Consider the following 16,874-nt stretch of genomic DNA (forward strand, 5'->3'; position numbering starts at 1 on the left):
TACAAGATATTTTTTATTACCTAAAAAATGAAACTTTAGATAAAATAAGTGATAATGAAATTATAGATATTATTGGTGAATTTTATGAAGAAACTAGTGGAAGAATTGACAATGTGCAAAACTTAGCGGAAAAATATGCATTGGATTTCCGACTTGGAAGGATGGGTGAAGATGAATAACTTACAATTTATTAGTAAAGACTTTAACTCTGGTAATCTTTCAAAATATCAATATACTATATCTTTAATAAATGAATGTGTAAGATGTAAAATTTTGCCTAAAGCTTTTCTATATAATGTACAAATTAAGATAGGAGAAATTTTAAAAGATTTAATATTAAAGTACACAAAAGGAGAAAGTAGCTCAGTTACAGTTGAAAAAGCAGAAAAACTTATAATTGGAATATGGTATACAATAGATGCTTATATGAATACTTTTGAAAATATAGAATTGGCTATAAAAACTTTAAAGGAAGAAGAAATATCATATATTTATGAAAAGGGAAAGATAATTTTAAAAGAAGACTTTATTCATACTGAAAAGCTATATAAAAGAACATTAAAAAATCAAATTTATACTGATTTAACAGCTTATAAAGACACTTTGTTTGGAATTTCTAATTTTTTTAAGTTCTATAATTTAGAATTTGAGCCAGATGAATGTGTGGCAGATATAGATTATCCATTGGCTTTTGATGATTGGGATGTGGTAGGTCTTTATTATATAAAAAATTATCTATGGAATCTATATCTGGAAAATGAAATATGCAACAAGTTTAATAATGATGATATTCATAAAATATTAAAATCTTATGGAGATACTTATAAAATTGATTATAGAGATTTACTTATAAATATTTTTGAAATGACAATTAACAATGCAGTTTTTTCAATTCTTTGTAATAATGAGTCTTTAGAAATTAGTAAAAATGATTTTGAAAAGTTGAACGATAATTTAAAAAAACTAAATAAAGAAGAAGTAAAAACTTTAATTAGTTTGATAATAAATAAAATAATTAAATGCTATAGCTTAGGAGAATATGAGAGCGCTTATTTAAAAGGGTATGAAGAAAGTTTGATAAATCTTACAATTGATGCAATAAAAAGAGATAACTTAATCAGCGTTTTAGTAATAACAGATAAAGTTAAAAATGATGAAAATCATTTAATTATTGATGAAGAAATTAGATTAGATGACGATACTTTTAGATCAGTTGTAGAAGAAATATTAGAAAGTGATAATATCTATGAGAAAATAGAGATAATCAATAAAAATATAAATTCCATAAAAGATTATGTAGATATATTAAAAAGTAACTGTATTTTTGAAGACGAATACTTACTTTTATTCATGTCTTTAAGTAATTTGGAGCTTAGTATTTTAGGTAAGTTAGTTTTCTATGGAGAATATAGAATGGAAAAATTAGATATTATAAAAATTCTATCAAATAAGATAGATACAAATTATGAATGGGAAGAACTATATATAGAATATCTAAAATCATTAAGTGAAAATAAATTAAAAGAAATAGAAAATTTAATAAATGGAAAGTTGTAAGGTAATTAAGATAGAGATATAATGTTTAATAAGGGATAAATTAACATTTATCTTTAAATGATTTATATTAATACAGTATAAAAGGAGAACGTTAATGATTTATTTAGGGGAAAAAGAAGAAAAGGGAAAAGATACATCTAGTGTAGTGATGGAAAAACTACTAAAATCTAGAACAATATTTATTTCAGGAGAGATAAATCAAGAATTAGCAGAAAAAGTATCTACACAATTATTAATTTTACAAGAAATGGGTGATGAACCTATAAAAATATTTATCAATAGTCAAGGTGGACATGTTGAAGCTGGGGATACTATTCATGACATGATTAAATTTGTAAAACCAAAGGTTATAGTTATAGGTACAGGATGGGTAGCTAGTGCTGGAATAACCATATATCTTGCCGCTGATAAAGAAAATAGATACTCTTTACCAAATACAAGATATATGATACATCAACCACTTGGTCAATGTAGAGGTCAAGCAACAGATCTTCATATAGAAGCTTTAGAAATCGCTAGAGTTCGTGAAAGAATAAATAAAATAATAAGTGCTGCTACAAATCAACCACTAGAAAAAGTACAAAATGATACAGATAGAAATTATTGGTTAAATTGTAATGAAGCAGTGGATTATGGAATAGTAAATAAAGTAATAACATCTTATGATGAATTACCAAGTTTATAGAAAGAGGGTCTGTATAGACCCTCTTTCTATAAATTAAGAAGTATTGTTTTTTATTTGTAGAAGATGATAAAATAAAAACTTATATTATATGAGATTCCTTTCGATGTGGAAAAGGAATTTAGTGCCAAAAGAGTGAAAGTGAAGGCTAAATTTGATAATATAGAGTACCGTGGTTCCATAGTTAAAATGGGTGGACGGTGCCATATAATAGGAATAACCAAAGATATTAGAAAAAAATTAGGAAAAGACCCAGGAGACATCATATTTGTTGAAGTTGAAAAAGATGAAGAAGAAAGAGTAGTAGAGGTTCCAAAGGATTTTGCGAAGATTATGGAAGAAAATTTGGAAGCAAAAGAATTTTATGAAATACTATCTTATTCTGGGAAAAGAAAATATGTAAATTTGATAAATAGTGAGAAAAAGGCTGAAACAAGAGAAAAAAGAATTACTGAAGCAATTTTGAAATTAAAAGATAAAGTAAAGTTATGATTATATCATAGCTTTATTTTTATTGTAAGGAATTATGACGATTTTTAAATAAAATAATTTGATATTCAAAAGAAATGATTGACATTAATATTGGTAGAGGATATAATTATATTAATAATCGGTCGGACGACCGACTTATGCTATGAAAAGGAGTATATATAATCATGAAAAAAATAAAAATAATAACAGATAGCTCTTGCGATTTAAATAAGGATATAATTGAAAAATATAATATAAACATAGTACCATTAAATGTCTCTTTTGGAGAAGATACCTACATAGACGGAGAATTGGACAAAAGTGAGTTTTATGAAAGAATGAGAAATTCAAAAGAATTACCAAAAACTTCATGTCCATCACCGGATAAATTTATGCAAAGTTATGAAGGAGATGAGGATGTAATAATATTTACTATAGCCTCAGCTTTATCAGGAACTTACTCGGCAGCTCTTCTTGCTAAAAATATGATGTTAGAAGAAAATCCAAATAAAAAAATAGCAGTAATAGATACAGAAACAGGATCAATAGCACAGGGACAATTTATTATAAAAGCTGCTAAATTGGTGGAAGAAGGCAAGACTTTTGAAGAGGTAATAGATGAAATAGAAAAATTAAAGAAAGATAAATTTTTCTATGGCTCATTGGAAACTTTAGAAAATGCAATAAAAGGTGGAAGGGTAAATCCATTAGCTGGAAAGCTCATAAATGCTTTAAATATGAAAGTTATAATAAAAGTTGGTGATGGTGAGGTAAAACCAATAGATTCGGCAAGAGGATGCAATAATTCTATAAAAAAGGTTGCAGGAAAAATTAGTGATATGATTAGTAATGGAAACTATACATCTTTAGCTATAGCTCATGCAAATTGTTTAGAAAAGGCGGAAAAAGCTAAGGAAATAATACTGAAAAATCACGATTTTGAAGAAATTATTATAAGCGAAATAGGTTCAGTTATGGGAACTTATACATCAGAAGGTGCCATATTGGTAAGTGTTTTATAAAAATGAGATTAAGAGCTACCTTATAAATAATTAAAAATTATTTATAAGGTAGCTCTTTTTTACAGACAAGGATATGAGATAGTTCTTCAACAACTCTTTTACATTGTGTAACAATATTATTATAAATATGAATTTTATACTAGTATTATCAAATGATAAGCAATAACTTACTAAATAAGATGTATTCTGCAACTATTGATACTATAATATAATTATATGGATAAAATCCAAGAGGAGGGGAAAAACATGTCTAAAAAAGTTTTAATAGTTGGAGGAGTAGCAGGTGGAGCCTCTGCAGCGGCAAGACTTAGAAGATTAAATGAAGATTTTGAAATAATTATGTTTGAAAAGGGAGAGTACATATCGTTTGCAAACTGCGGACTTCCATATTACATAGGGGAGAGTATAAAAAATAGGGGTTTTCTTCTTGTTCAAACTGTAGAAGGAATGAAAGAAAGATTTAATTTAGATGTTAGAAATTTAAGTGAAGTCATAGAAATAGATAAAAACAATAAAAAAGTTAAGGTAAAAAATCATAAAACTGGAGAGATATATGAAGAGACATATGACAAGCTAATACTCTCACCAGGAGCTATGCCTAAAATACCAGATATAGAAGGAATAAAATCTTGTGAAAATATATTTACTCTTAGAAATATTGCAGATACTGATAAAATAAAAAGTTATGTTGATATTAAAAAGCCGCAAAAAGCTATTGTAATAGGTGGTGGATTTATAGGGTTAGAAATGGTTGAAAACTTACATGAAAGAGGAGTTGAAGTAACATTAGTTCACTCAAGAGAACAAGTTATGAAACCTGTGGACTATGAAATGGCAAGCATACTTCACTCTCATTTAATAGAAAAAGGTGTAAAATTAATATTAAAAGATAAGCCTGCTAAGTTCAAAAATAATGGTAAAAAAGTTATTTTAAGAAGTGGAAAAGAAATTGAAACAGATATGATTATTCTTTCTATAGGTGTAACACCTGAAAGTTCAATAGTAAAAGATGCTGGACTAGAAGTAAATGAAAGAGGAGCTATTGTTGTAAATAGTAAGATGAGAACTTCAGATGAAGACATATATGCTGTAGGTGATGCTGTACAGGTTATAGATTTTGTAAATAAAAAACCGACAATGATTCCTTTAGCATGGCCTGCAAATAGACAAGGTAGGTTAGTGGCAGATATATTATCAGGAAAAGATGTAGAATATAAAGGAACTTTAGGTTCGTTAGTTGCAAAAGTATTTGATTTAACTGTAGCAGCAACAGGAAATAATGAAAAAACTCTTAAAGAACATGGTATTCCATATGAAGCGATTCATATTCACCCAGCATCTCATGCGGGATATTATCCAGGAGCAACGCAAGTTTCATTTAAAATGTTATTTAATCCAGAAACAGGTAAAATATTAGGTGCTCAAGGTGTGGGAGAAGTTGGAATAGATAAACGTATAGATTTAATAGCAAATTCTATAAAAGCAGGATTTACAGTATATGATTTACAAGACACAGAAGTATGTTATGCTCCACCCTACAATTCGGCTAAAGATCCAGTAAATATGATGGGATACTGTGGTGCAAATATTATGGAAAATATAGTTGAAAATACACAATGGTATGAAGTTGAGGACTTGGTGAAAAATAATGAATATATCTTGGATGTAAGAGAAGAATATGAAGTTGCAAATGGATCTATACCAAATGTTATAAATATACCATTAGGACAATTGAGAGATAGACTAAATGAAATACCTAAGGATAGAAAAATATATGTATGTTGCCAAGTTGGATTAAGAGGATACATTGCATGCACTATTTTAAATCAATATGGATATAATACTTCAAATATAGATGGTGGATATAAAACTTATAGCAGTATAAAAAATGCAGAAAAATTGATAAGTGATCAAGATGAAAGCTTAGAAGTAATTTTATAGTTATAAAGAATAGAGGATAAGAAATATCCTCTATTTTTTATGAAAAAAATAGTTATTGGCATTTGACAATAACTATAAATGGTGCTAATATTTAATTAGCATATGCTAATAACTAAGTGGGAGATGAAAATATGGCTAGTTGTAACAGCTGTCCAACTGCACAAAAATGCACAAAGGACAAAGAAAGTTGTATGATTGAAAATAATCCTTTAAATAATGTTAAACAAATAATAGGGGTAATGAGTGGAAAGGGTGGAGTAGGAAAATCATCCATATGTTCATTAATAGCCAAAACATTGAAAAAACAAGGATATAAAGTTGGTGTATTAGATGCAGATATAACAGGACCCAGTATTCCAAGATTATTAGGAGTAAAAGATAAAAGAGCAACATATATTGAACAGGGAATTTTACCTGTGCAGAATAAGGATGGCATAAAAATTATGTCCTTGAATTTAATTACAGATAATGAGGATGACCCTGTAATATGGAGAGGTCCTATGTTATCTAATATGGTTAAACAGTTTTGGACAGATGTTATCTGGGAAGATTTAGATTATCTTCTTATAGATATGCCACCAGGAACAGGAGATGTAGCACTTACAGTAATGCAATCAATTCCTATAAATGGAGTAGTTATGATATCTGTTCCTCAAGATCTTGTATCTATGATAGTGTCAAAAGCTGTAAAGATGACTAAAAAAATGAATGTAAGACTACTTGGGGTAGTTGAGAATATGAGCTACATAATATGTGAAGATTGTGGCAAAAAAATTAAGTTGTTTGATGGAGAAAGTACAAATAAATTTTTACAAGAAAATAACTTAAAACTATTTGGTGAACTACCAATGTTAAGTAGCATAAGTAAGCTATCACAAGATAATAGGGAAAAAGAAGATTTAGATCAGGTATTTAATCCTATAGTAAAAAAAATAATAGATGAACTAAATATTAATAAGTAAAAGGAGAGTTCAACATGAAAATAGCCATTTCTACAAATGGGAGAACAAAAGAAAGTTTACTAGATCAAAGATTTGGAAGATGTAATTATTTTCAAATTTATGATACAGATAGTAAAGAATTTAATGTAATTGAAAATAAAGGATTTACAGCATCTGGAGGTGCTGGAATTGCTTCTTCAAATCAGTTAATAGATGAAAAAGTTCAGGTTATTATTACAGGAAGCCTTGGACCAAATGCATTTGATATAATTAGTGAATCTAATATAAAAGCATATAAATGTTCTAGTTTACCAATAGATGAAGTTATTGAAAAATATAATAATAAAGAACTTGAAGAAATAAACTCTTGTGGAGCACCACATCAAGGATAGTATCTTTAATTTGGCCACATGGAGTGTTTCGCCGACATGTCTCTAAAGGGTTGCGAATTTTGAGCAACGGATGTATCTGTAGCGGAGCAAAGATATATCGTTGGCGATATGAGCGAAGGGGATTTTGAGCAACGGATGTATCTGCAGTGGAGCAAAGATATATGGTTGGCGATATGAGCGAAGCGAATTTTTTATAGGAGATGAATTGACAATGAATATAGCTGTACTTAGTGGAAAGGGTGGCACAGGAAAAACAACTGTATCAACAAATTTGTCTTTAGCACTAAAAAGCAATTATATAGATTGTGATGTGGAAGAGCCTAATGGTTTTTTATTTCTAAACCCCAAAATACATAATGAAGAAAAGGTTATGGTAGAATATCCAATTATAGATAAAGATAAGTGTACAAATTGTGGAAAATGTGTAGAGGTATGTCAATTTAATGCTCTTGCAAAATCAAATAATAAGATACTTTTATTTGATAAATTATGTCATGGTTGTGGAGCTTGTCAAATAAGTTGTAAATTTGATGCTATATCATATGGAAAAAGAGAGATTGGTAAAATAGAAATAGGTAGTATCAATGATTTAAATTGTATTAGAGGTGTTTTAAATGTGGGTGAGCCAATGGCTGTACCTGTTATTAAAACACTTTTGAAAAACCTTCCACAGGGTAATAATTTAATTGATTGTCCTCCTGGAACATCTTGCAATGTGGTAAATGCCCTTAATTATGCAGATGTAGCCATACTTGTAACAGAACCATCTCAATTTGGACTTCATGATTTAAAAATGGCAGTAGAGCTTGTAAAACTATATAAAATTCCATTTTGTATAGTTATAAACAAAGAGGATGATGAAAATAACATAATTAAAGAATATTGCATAGATGAAAAAATCACCTTATTAGGAAGTATACCTTATGATAAAGAAGCTGCAAGAATATATTCAAAAGGTGAAATGCTTTACAGTGATCCGAATTACAAACGCATATTTGACAAGCTTTCTAATAGATTAAAGGAGGTGCTACCTTGGAACTAGTTGTATTAAGTGGAAAAGGTGGAACAGGAAAAACAACTATAGCAACAGCATTAAGTGAATTAATTAATGATGTAACAAGAGTTGACTGTGACGTAGATGCACCTAATTTTCATCTGTTTTACAAAGGTAAGAATATAGAAGAAAGTAGTTTTATTGGAGGCAAAAAAGCTGAAATAAATAAAGACTTATGCAAACAATGTAATAAATGTGAATTAGTATGTAAATTTTCAGCTATTAAAAATTACAAAATAGATCCATTTTTATGTGAAGGATGTGGAGCATGTAAATTAGTATGTCCTTATGAAGCTATAAAATTAAAAGATGCAAAAACAGCAGATGTATTTTTAAGCAAAGTGGCCAAAGGAGTAATATCTAGAGCAGAAATGGAAATTGGAAGTGATGGTTCTGGTAAATTAATAAGCCAGTTGAGAAGAAATGCATCATCAGCTAATGACAATAATAGTTTTACCATAATAGATGGTTCCCCAGGAATTGGTTGTCCTGTAATATCTTCCATAACAGGAAGTGACGCAGTACTAGTAGTAACAGAACCAACTAAATCAGGAATTAAAGATTTGACAAGAGTTGTAGATCTTTGCAATCATTTTGGTATTTTTACTATGGCATGTATAAACAAATATGATATTAACGAAGACATGTCAAAAGAAATAGATGAATATTTAAGAAGTAAAAATATTGATCTTGTTGGAAAAATTCCTTACGATAACATTGTTGTAAAATCTATAAATGAACTAAAGCCCATAACTAAATATGACAATAGTCTGGCAAAAAAAGCTATTGAGGATATGTTAAATAATATTAAAAAAATAATTAAAATATAATTAATAAATTAATGGAGGTATGTAAAATGAAAATAGCAGTTGCAAGTGAAAATAAGTGTGTAAGTGGTCATTTTGGTCATTGTGAAGGATTTGAAATATATGATATAGAAAATAATGGTATTTCAAAAAAAGAATTTGTTGCTAATCCAGGGCATAGACCAGGTTTTCTACCAGTATTTTTAAAAGATTTAGATGTAAATATCATTATATCTGGAGGTATGGGAGAAACAGCACAACAATTATTTGCAGACAATAATATAGATGTAATAGTGGGAGCTAGTGGATCAACTGATGATATAATAAATAAATATATTGATGGAACACTAGTATCAAGTGGAAGTGTTTGCAGAGAACACATGCATGAAGGTCACTGTAATGAATAAATAACATGGATGATATTGTTGTAAGAATCGAAAAGATTTTAAAAAATAATGGGTATAAATTTACTATTCAAAAGTTGGCCATATTAGAGGTGCTAATCGAAAGTAAAACTCATTTAAACTCAAAAGAAATTCATGATAGATTAAAAGATAAAAGAATTGGTCTTAGTACAATTCATAGAACTTTAAACCTTTTTAAAACATTTGATATAGTTAAAGAAATAAACATCAATGGCATAGGATATTTTGAACTAAAAATATTTAGCAAAGATCCTTTTCATATTCACTTTAAATGTTCTAAATGTAATAGTATAATTGATATTAAAAGTAAAGATATTAATTTACAATGTTTAGAATTAAAAAATAAAGCAGAAATGGAAAAGGATTTGGATATATATGACATAGATATTATTTTTACAGGACTATGTTCCAAATGTAAGGAGGAGTTTAGATGGCAAGACCAACAAAAGTTAGAACAGTAGATTTTTTCCCAGAGAGTACTTATTTTACTCCAATGGGAAAGTCTAAATGTGAATTAGAGGAAGTAATACTAAAATTAGAAGAACTAGAGGCCATGAGGCTTAAAGATATTGAAAAATTAAATCAAGAAGAGTGTGCAGAAAAAATGAAGGTATCTAGACAAACTTTTCAAAATATTATAGATTCAGCTAGAGAAAAAGTTGCTATAGCCTTAACTCAAGGAAAGGCAATAAGAATAGATGGTGGAAATTATAGAGCCAAATTCTGCAAATTTAAATGTCTTGATTGTGATAATATTTATGAGATAAATTATTTACAAGATAAAGAAAAGTGTCCTTCATGTGGTTCAAAAAATGTACTTTGTAGTAAAAAAGCACATATATGCAAAATATGGTGTGATAAAAATAAATAGTTGTAATATAAAATAGGCATCATCCTTAATATAAGGTAATGCCTATTTTATATTTGAATAGTTTTTTTAGATAACATTGCTAGAACAGTTACTACAACTGTTACATGATATATTGCTTTTATCAGTATATTTTGCTTTTGATATTAATTGTGTCATAGTTCCCATTGGGCAATAAACACACCAAGATCTTGGTTTATACAATAACATTGTTATTATTCCAAGGATTGTTGATGTTAACATCATACTATAGAATCCGAAGGCGAATTGAGCTACCCACGGAGTTACCAGACTAGTATTAGTCCATGACCAAGGAACTTTAAATGTCCAAAGTAATTTTACAACTTCTTTCAATCCATTAGTTCCATTAAACACTAAGTAAGTATTAAATAACATAACAATAAACATGGTCATAAAGAATGTTAAAAATCCATATCTAAACCACTTACTTCTTAAAAATTTAGGAATGTCTCTATTTTTTGATAATTTCAGTTTATTTCCAATTAAATCTAACATTTGACCTCTACCACAGTAAATGTTGCAATAAGTTTTACCATGACCAGTTAAAGAAATTATTAGAGGTATTGAGAAACATAATAGACCTAGCCACGCAAATAGTATATTAAAAAATCCTAATGCTAAGTATGTGACACTTAAAATCCACATATAATCTTTAAAAGTCTTTTTATTTTTAGTCATAATTATTCTTAAACCTCCATTTTTTCTATATTTATAACAGATGCAGGACATGATTTCGCACACTTTCCACATCCGACACATTTATCTAAGTTTATATCTGCAAAGACACCTTGTTCTATGTGTATTAAATTAAAAGGACATACCTTTACACAAGTACCGCAAGCAACACAGTAGTCCTTATCTATAATTGCTTTTCTCTTTATTTTAGCCATTTATTTACCCTCCTTAATGATTAAAAAATATTATTATATCGATTTAAAAATATTATAATATTTTAATAGATAAAATACAGTGATATAGTTACATTCGTATTTGTGTGGATTGTATATTAAAAAGAAGATTCAGAAAATTTCAAAAAACAGGTTGACATTATATAATAACCTAAATATAATTACTGTTATAAATTGAAATTAATAAATTTTAAAAGCGTTGACGGAGACAAAAATACTTAATCTAATTAATTACAGAGAGCCAAGATTGCTGAGAATTGGTGTTAATTTAAGTATATAATGATCACTCCCAGCTTTCATATTGAAAAGTTTTCTTAGTAAATATGAACGTATGCTAGCGTTACTTAGCTATAGTTAAGATTAGCTCTGACTAGAATAAATGAGAGATAACCTGTATATTTTTTTAGGTTATAAGTAAGGTGGTACCGCGGAATATAACTTTCGTCCTTATGAGCAAACAAATGTTGCTTATAATGGCGGAAGTTTTTTTATTGCATAAAAACTGTAAAGAGTTAATAGGAGGTAATTTATATGAAAAGAAATGTATATGCAAATTTAAATCAAGGCATGGATTCATTCTTAAGGGTGGCAATGACCCTTAGAAGAAAAGAGTTAGAAGTTGAATCAATGAGTATATCAGTAGAAAACTGTGGAATGCAATTAACAATAAATGATGAAACAACATCTTTAGAAGATGTAATAAATTATATGAGAAAGTTACATGATGTATCTGACTTAAAAGTAATGTAGTGATTAAATGAATATGAAGAAATATCTAAAAAGATAGATTCATAACTATAAATTTTAACTAAACACAGGGGGAAAATTGAAATGAAAATGTTTTATGAACAAGATGTAAAAATGGATGCCTTAAAAGGGAAAAAGGTAGCAGTACTTGGATATGGAAGTCAAGGTCATGCTCATGCGCAAAACCTTAGAGATAGCGGTGTAGAGGTAGTAGTAGGATTACATGATACTAGTAAATCAAGAGAAAAAGCTAAAAATGATGGATTTGAAGTGGTAAGCGTATCAGATGCTACTAAACAAAGTGATGTAGTTATGTGCTTAATGCCAGATACAGCTCAAAAGAAAATATATGATGAGCATATAAAAGAAAATTTAAGAGAAGGTCAAACTTTAGCTTTTGCTCATGGATTTAACATACATTATAACTTAATAAATCCACCAGAATTTGTGGATGTAGTAATGGTAGCACCAAAAGGACCAGGACACTTAGTAAGATCTGTTTACAAAGAAGGAAGTGGAGTTCCTTGTTTATTTGCAGTATATCAAAATGCCAGTGGGAAAGCAGAAGAGACAGTTCTTGCTTATGCTAAGGGAATAGGTGGAACTAGAGCTGGAGTACTTGAAACTACTTTTAAAGAAGAAACTGAAACAGATTTATTTGGAGAGCAAGCAGTACTTTGTGGTGGTTGTGAAGAGTTAATAAAAGCTGGATTTGAAACTTTAGTAAATGCAGGATATCAACCAGAAGTTGCTTATTTTGAATGCTTACATGAAATGAAATTAATAGTTGATTTAATGTATGAAGGTGGACTTGAAAGAATGAATTATTCAGTAAGTGATACTGCTGAATGGGGTGGATATGTATCAGGACCTAGAGTAATAAATGATGCGTCTAAAGAAGCTATGAAAGATGTACTTACAGATATACAAAATGGAAAATTTGCAAAAGAGTGGATACAAGAAAATGAAGATGGATGTGAAGATTTCTTAAATAGAAGAACTCAACAATATCATGCAGAAATATCAGAAACAGGTAGAAATTTAAGAAGTATGATGACTTTCTTAAATAAATAAGATTTATATATAAAAGGAGGTAAATTAGGTGGATGGGTCAAGAGTAATATTAGAATGTCTTATAAAGGAAGGGGTAGACACCATATTTGGTTACCCTGGAGGAGCGGTGATACCTCTTTATGATGCTTTATATGATTATACAGATAAATTAAATCATGTTAGAACTTCTCATGAACAAGGAGCAGTTCACGCTGCTGATGGATATGCAAGAAGTTGTAATAAGGTAGGTGTATGCTTTTTAACTTCAGGTCCAGGAGCAACAAACGCAATTACAGGAATAGCAACAGCATATATGGACTCTTCTCCTTTAGTATGCTTTAGCGGTCAAGTTCCTACAGCTTTGCTAGGAAAAGATTCTTTTCAAGAAATAGATATAACTGGTGTTACTTTATCAGTAACAAAACACAATTTCTTATTAAGAAAAGTAGAAGACTTGCCAAAAACCATAAGAGAAGCATTCAAAATTGCCAATAGTGGAAGAAAAGGTCCTGTATTAATAGATATCCCAAAGGATTTAATGTTGGCAGAAATTGATTTTAATTTAGATGATTACATTCCATCTAATTTAGAAAATCCTTCAAAGAGCGAATTTGAACTAAAAGAAGAGTGTGAAAATAAGAAAAAAGTAGATTTAGCTCGTGAGTTAATAAGAGATTGTAAAAGACCAATAATATATGCTGGAGGAGGCGTGAAATCTGCAAACGAGGAAAAACTCCTTGTGGATTTTGCAAAAAAAATAGACACTCCAGTATTAAATACAATAATGGGTCTAGGGGACATAGATAGAAATGATGAATTATCTTTAGGTTTACTAGGAATGCATGGTAGCAGGGAAGGAAATTTAGCTATATCCAACTCAGATTTAATAATAGCTATAGGAGCTAGATTTAGTGATAGGGTAATAGGTAAGAGCTCTGAATTTGCTAAAAATGCTAAGGTAATTCACATAGATATAGATCCTTCTGAAATAAATAAAAATATAAAAGCAGAGGTTGATTTGGTGGGAGATTTATCGTTTTTGCTTAAAGATTTATATAATAAAGTAGATAAAAAGGATAATTCTAAGTGGAAAGATGAAATAAAAACTTATGAGGACAAAGAACATATCATAGGTGAAGAAGAGTTCCATCCACAAAATATATTATCTTTAGTAAACAAAAGAATAGGCGATAATACAGTAACAGTTACAGACGTTGGTCAGCATCAAATGTGGACTGCTAAGTATTGGAATTTTCCTCTTGGAAAAAGCTTTATAACATCAGCAGGACTTGGAACCATGGGATTTGGATTAGGTGCAGCTATAGGAGCAAAACTTGGTGTACCAAATAAAAATGTAGTTTTAGTTACAGGAGACGGAAGTTTTAGAATGAACTGTAATGAAATGGCTACAGTTTCTACTTATAAAATACCTATGTTAATATTACTGTTTAATAATTCTACTCTAGGAATGGTTAGACAGTGGCAAAAACTTTTCTCAAATAAAAGATACTCAGAAACAAACGTAGATCCTAGTGTTGACTATGTAATGTTAGCAAAAGCCTATGGAATAGATGGGTATAAGGCGACAAATATAGAAGAACTAAAAACTATTTTAAGTGAGATAAATATAGATAGGCCTGTATTTTTAGAATGTGTAATAAATACTGACTATGATGTTTATCCAATAGTACCTCCAAATGAAACATTATTAAATTTAATATGTAATTAAAATAATCAAGTGAGTTTAAAATAAGCTCGCTTGCTCATTTTTTAACAAATAAGTTACAATAGCTTAAGAAAGGTGGAATTAATTACCATCAAGTGTTATCTTTAGAATAAATATGTAAATTGGGGGGAAATCAATGAAGAAAAAATTATTATCACTGTTACTATCATTTATGATGATAATAAGTATAACAGCATCATCTTTTGCAGATGAACTAACAAATGCAATTCCAAGAAGCACAAGTGTGGAAGATATTTTAGGAGATATCCTGTTTGATGAAAATGCAGAAGTAGAAACTAAAACTAGTAGTATCAAATTAGATACTGAAAAAAAATATACAGTTAATGCAGATTTGTCTATGATAATGTACAAGTTTAAATTAGCTAGTGATAAGAGTATAAATCTGAGCTATAAGTCAACATCAAAATTATTTGAAATAGCAATGGTTGGTAGTGATGGGGAATCAGTAATATGGTCAGATACAAGAGTAAGTAATTCAAAAGAGATATCAAATAAGGTAAATTTAAAGTTAAAAAAAGGTGAATATATAATATTAGTAACCGCAACTAAAGGGAATTATACAATAAGTCCTAAGACAACAAAAACTTTAAAAACAATGTCACCTTTCACTGTAAAAAAAGTATTGCCAGGAGCAACTTCTTTATCAGGAACAGGTGTAGCTGGTGCAAAAGTAAGTGTTACGACAGAGAATTTTAAAACATATACAACAACTGTAAAATCAGATAATACATATAAAGTAACTATTCCTAAGCAAGAGGAAGACTCTGTATTAATGATTAAAATAGAAAAAGAAGGTTATGGTGCAAAACTGAATTTAGTAGAGGTTGAATATGCTAAGTTCTCTACATTTACAGTTAATCAAGTAAAATCAACTTCAACAAGAATAACTGGTAAAGGGAAAAGCGGAGCAACAGTAAGAGCTTTTGTAGATGGTAAAAAAATAGGAGAAGCTACAGTAAAATCAGATGGTACTTATTCTATGAAAATATCAAAACAATCTTCTGGTAGAGACATATTAGTAAAAATGTATAAAAAAGGTTATATTACAAAATCTAAAACTGTAACTGTTAAAAAAGTTTTCACTAAATTACTTACAGTTAACTCTGTAAAATCAACACAAAAAACAATAACTGGTAAAGGTTCTAAGGGAGCAACAGTAAGAGCTTATGTTAATAACAAAGAAATAGGTAAATCTACAGTTAAATCAAATGGAACTTACTCAATTTCTATACCTAAACAATCAAAGAAGAAAGTTATAACAGTTAAAATGTCCAAAAAAGGTTTTGCTTCATCTTCAAAAAGTGTAACAGTTAAATAATATGATGCTTTTATTGTCTTTTAAACTATTGTAATATATAAATAGACTAAATTTATAGCAATAAAAATGGACAAGTTATAACCGAATCTTTAATAAAGATGAAATAAAAATTATATACTGTAATTAATACTTTTGAAAGTATGTTGTATGAACAACATACTTTTTGTTTTATATAATATAAATGAGTTTTTGAGCAACAACTTTTTAATACAAAAATGGTATAATTACTTAAGGGGAAAAGAGGTGGGTATTATGATGGATTTCAATGAGGATAGAGTAACGGAAATATGTTCAAAATCTATAATATTTAAAGGTGTAGACAAGGCTATAATAAAAGAATTCTTGTCTTCTTTATCATATAAAGTTGTTTTTATAAAAAAAGGTGAATTGATTATAAAGGAAGATGATTACATTGATTATCTAGGTTTAGTACTAGAAGGAGAAGTAAATGTGTGCAAATATTGTCCTGACGGTAGTGAGAGTTTATTATCTAAGTTGAAAACTCATGAAGTTTTTGGTTTAGATATATTATGTACACCATCTCGAAATAGTTTTTACTATGCCTATGCAACTAAGCCATCTTTTATTTTAAAAATAGATAAAAAAATATTAGAAAAGGGGAAAGTTATATCTGAAGAGGATACTTCAAAGATTTATGGTAATGTCATTACATGTTTAGCAAATATTTGTGCAAAAAAATGCCATAAAATAGAGCTGGTATCTCAAAAAAGTATAAGGGATAAAATTATGATTTATTTATCAATTCAAAAAAAGAATAATAATTCAAACAAGTTTAAAATATCTTTTGATAGAGACCAACTAGCTAACTATTTATGTGTAAATAGAAGCGTTTTATCCCATGAATTGTCTCTAATGCAAAAAGAAGGAATTATAAAATTTAAAAAAAATGAATTTGAAATT

At 28.8% G+C, this 16,874-nt stretch carries 20 protein-coding genes and 1 other annotated feature; of the genes, 18 read left to right on the forward strand and 2 right to left on the reverse strand.

Going from position 1 to position 16,874, the window contains the following annotated elements; all coding sequences use genetic code 11:
• Positions 1–8 precede the first annotated feature (8 nt).
• The 13 genes from NSA58_RS20960 to NSA58_RS06025 all read left to right on the forward strand — a co-directional run bounded on the left by NSA58_RS20960 (position 9) and on the right by NSA58_RS06025 (position 10,162).
• A complete protein-coding gene (locus NSA58_RS20960; RefSeq protein ID WP_408648037.1) occupies positions 9–179 on the forward strand; it encodes a DUF6323 family protein in 171 nt (56 codons plus the stop codon).
• On the forward strand, positions 172–1,557 hold the full coding sequence (locus NSA58_RS05970; RefSeq protein ID WP_074429412.1) for a DUF6179 domain-containing protein: 1,386 nt from the start codon (positions 172–174) through the stop codon (positions 1,555–1,557). Before NSA58_RS20960 ends, NSA58_RS05970 begins: the two co-directional genes overlap by 8 nt.
• A gap of 94 nt (positions 1,558–1,651) precedes the next feature.
• A complete protein-coding gene (locus tag NSA58_RS05975; RefSeq protein WP_039679041.1) occupies positions 1,652–2,242 on the forward strand; it encodes an ATP-dependent Clp protease proteolytic subunit in 591 nt (196 codons plus the stop codon).
• A 93-nt stretch (positions 2,243–2,335) separates the two neighbouring features.
• The gene (locus tag NSA58_RS20685; protein ID WP_330652546.1) at positions 2,336–2,731 is read left to right on the forward strand and encodes a YdeI/OmpD-associated family protein; all 396 of its coding nucleotides are present in this window, start codon (positions 2,336–2,338) and stop codon (positions 2,729–2,731) included.
• 164 nt (positions 2,732–2,895) lie between these two features.
• The gene (locus NSA58_RS05985) at positions 2,896–3,732 is read left to right on the forward strand and encodes a DegV family protein (RefSeq protein WP_257560251.1); all 837 of its coding nucleotides are present in this window, start codon (positions 2,896–2,898) and stop codon (positions 3,730–3,732) included.
• Between the two features lie 246 nt (positions 3,733–3,978).
• The gene (locus NSA58_RS05990; protein WP_257560252.1) at positions 3,979–5,673 is read left to right on the forward strand and encodes a CoA-disulfide reductase; all 1,695 of its coding nucleotides are present in this window, start codon (positions 3,979–3,981) and stop codon (positions 5,671–5,673) included.
• 131 nt (positions 5,674–5,804) lie between these two features.
• Complete coding sequence (locus tag NSA58_RS05995; protein WP_039679039.1) at positions 5,805–6,635, forward strand: Mrp/NBP35 family ATP-binding protein; 831 nt, start codon at positions 5,805–5,807, stop codon at positions 6,633–6,635.
• Positions 6,636–6,649: 14 nt separating this feature from the next.
• On the forward strand, positions 6,650–7,006 hold the full coding sequence (locus tag NSA58_RS06000; RefSeq protein WP_039679038.1) for a NifB/NifX family molybdenum-iron cluster-binding protein: 357 nt from the start codon (positions 6,650–6,652) through the stop codon (positions 7,004–7,006).
• A gap of 124 nt (positions 7,007–7,130) precedes the next feature.
• On the forward strand, positions 7,131–8,048 hold the full coding sequence (locus tag NSA58_RS06005) for an ATP-binding protein (protein ID WP_330652545.1): 918 nt from the start codon (positions 7,131–7,133) through the stop codon (positions 8,046–8,048).
• Positions 8,039–8,890: an ATP-binding protein gene (locus NSA58_RS06010; RefSeq protein ID WP_074429415.1), complete on the forward strand. Its 852-nt coding sequence runs from the start codon at positions 8,039–8,041 to the stop codon at positions 8,888–8,890. Before NSA58_RS06005 ends, NSA58_RS06010 begins: the two co-directional genes overlap by 10 nt.
• 26 nt (positions 8,891–8,916) lie before the next feature.
• Complete coding sequence (locus NSA58_RS06015) at positions 8,917–9,273, forward strand: NifB/NifX family molybdenum-iron cluster-binding protein (protein WP_039679035.1); 357 nt, start codon at positions 8,917–8,919, stop codon at positions 9,271–9,273.
• A gap of 5 nt (positions 9,274–9,278) precedes the next feature.
• Entirely contained in the window at positions 9,279–9,752 is a 474-nt protein-coding gene (locus NSA58_RS06020; RefSeq protein WP_039679034.1) for a Fur family transcriptional regulator, read from the forward strand.
• Positions 9,722–10,162: a DUF134 domain-containing protein gene (locus tag NSA58_RS06025; RefSeq protein ID WP_039679033.1), complete on the forward strand. Its 441-nt coding sequence runs from the start codon at positions 9,722–9,724 to the stop codon at positions 10,160–10,162. Before NSA58_RS06020 ends, NSA58_RS06025 begins: the two co-directional genes overlap by 31 nt.
• Positions 10,163–10,228: 66 nt before the next feature.
• On the opposite strand, the gene NSA58_RS06030 is transcribed toward NSA58_RS06025, so the two are convergent.
• A complete protein-coding gene (locus NSA58_RS06030; RefSeq protein ID WP_039679032.1) occupies positions 10,229–10,858 on the reverse strand; it encodes a 4Fe-4S binding protein in 630 nt (209 codons plus the stop codon).
• Between the two features lie 8 nt (positions 10,859–10,866).
• Complete coding sequence (locus NSA58_RS06035; protein WP_039679031.1) at positions 10,867–11,070, reverse strand: 4Fe-4S dicluster domain-containing protein; 204 nt, start codon at positions 11,068–11,070, stop codon at positions 10,867–10,869.
• Positions 11,071–11,278: 208 nt separating this feature from the next.
• Positions 11,279–11,540, forward strand: a binding site (T-box leader).
• 79 nt (positions 11,541–11,619) lie between these two features.
• Between NSA58_RS06035 and NSA58_RS06040 the strand changes: the two genes are divergently transcribed.
• The 5 genes from NSA58_RS06040 to NSA58_RS06060 all read left to right on the forward strand — a co-directional run.
• The gene (locus tag NSA58_RS06040) at positions 11,620–11,838 is read left to right on the forward strand and encodes an ACT domain-containing protein (RefSeq protein WP_039679030.1); all 219 of its coding nucleotides are present in this window, start codon (positions 11,620–11,622) and stop codon (positions 11,836–11,838) included.
• An 81-nt stretch (positions 11,839–11,919) separates the two neighbouring features.
• Positions 11,920–12,909 carry a ketol-acid reductoisomerase gene (ilvC, locus tag NSA58_RS06045; RefSeq protein ID WP_039679029.1) on the forward strand — a complete coding sequence of 330 codons (990 nt, stop codon included), beginning with the start codon at positions 11,920–11,922 and terminating at the stop codon, positions 12,907–12,909.
• 28 nt (positions 12,910–12,937) lie between these two features.
• Positions 12,938–14,617, forward strand: coding sequence for a biosynthetic-type acetolactate synthase large subunit (gene ilvB / locus NSA58_RS06050; protein ID WP_257560253.1), 1,680 nt, complete (start codon positions 12,938–12,940; stop codon positions 14,615–14,617).
• A 133-nt stretch (positions 14,618–14,750) separates the two neighbouring features.
• Positions 14,751–15,953, forward strand: coding sequence for an Ig-like domain-containing protein (locus NSA58_RS06055; protein WP_257560254.1), 1,203 nt, complete (start codon positions 14,751–14,753; stop codon positions 15,951–15,953).
• Between the two features lie 252 nt (positions 15,954–16,205).
• Positions 16,206–16,874, forward strand: a 669-nt coding sequence (locus NSA58_RS06060; RefSeq protein WP_257560255.1) for a Crp/Fnr family transcriptional regulator, incomplete at its 3' end; no start/stop codon positions are given.

The sequence above is a fragment of the Terrisporobacter muris genome (genome assembly GCF_024621905.1).
Classification (GTDB): domain Bacteria; phylum Bacillota; class Clostridia; order Peptostreptococcales; family Peptostreptococcaceae; genus Terrisporobacter; species Terrisporobacter muris.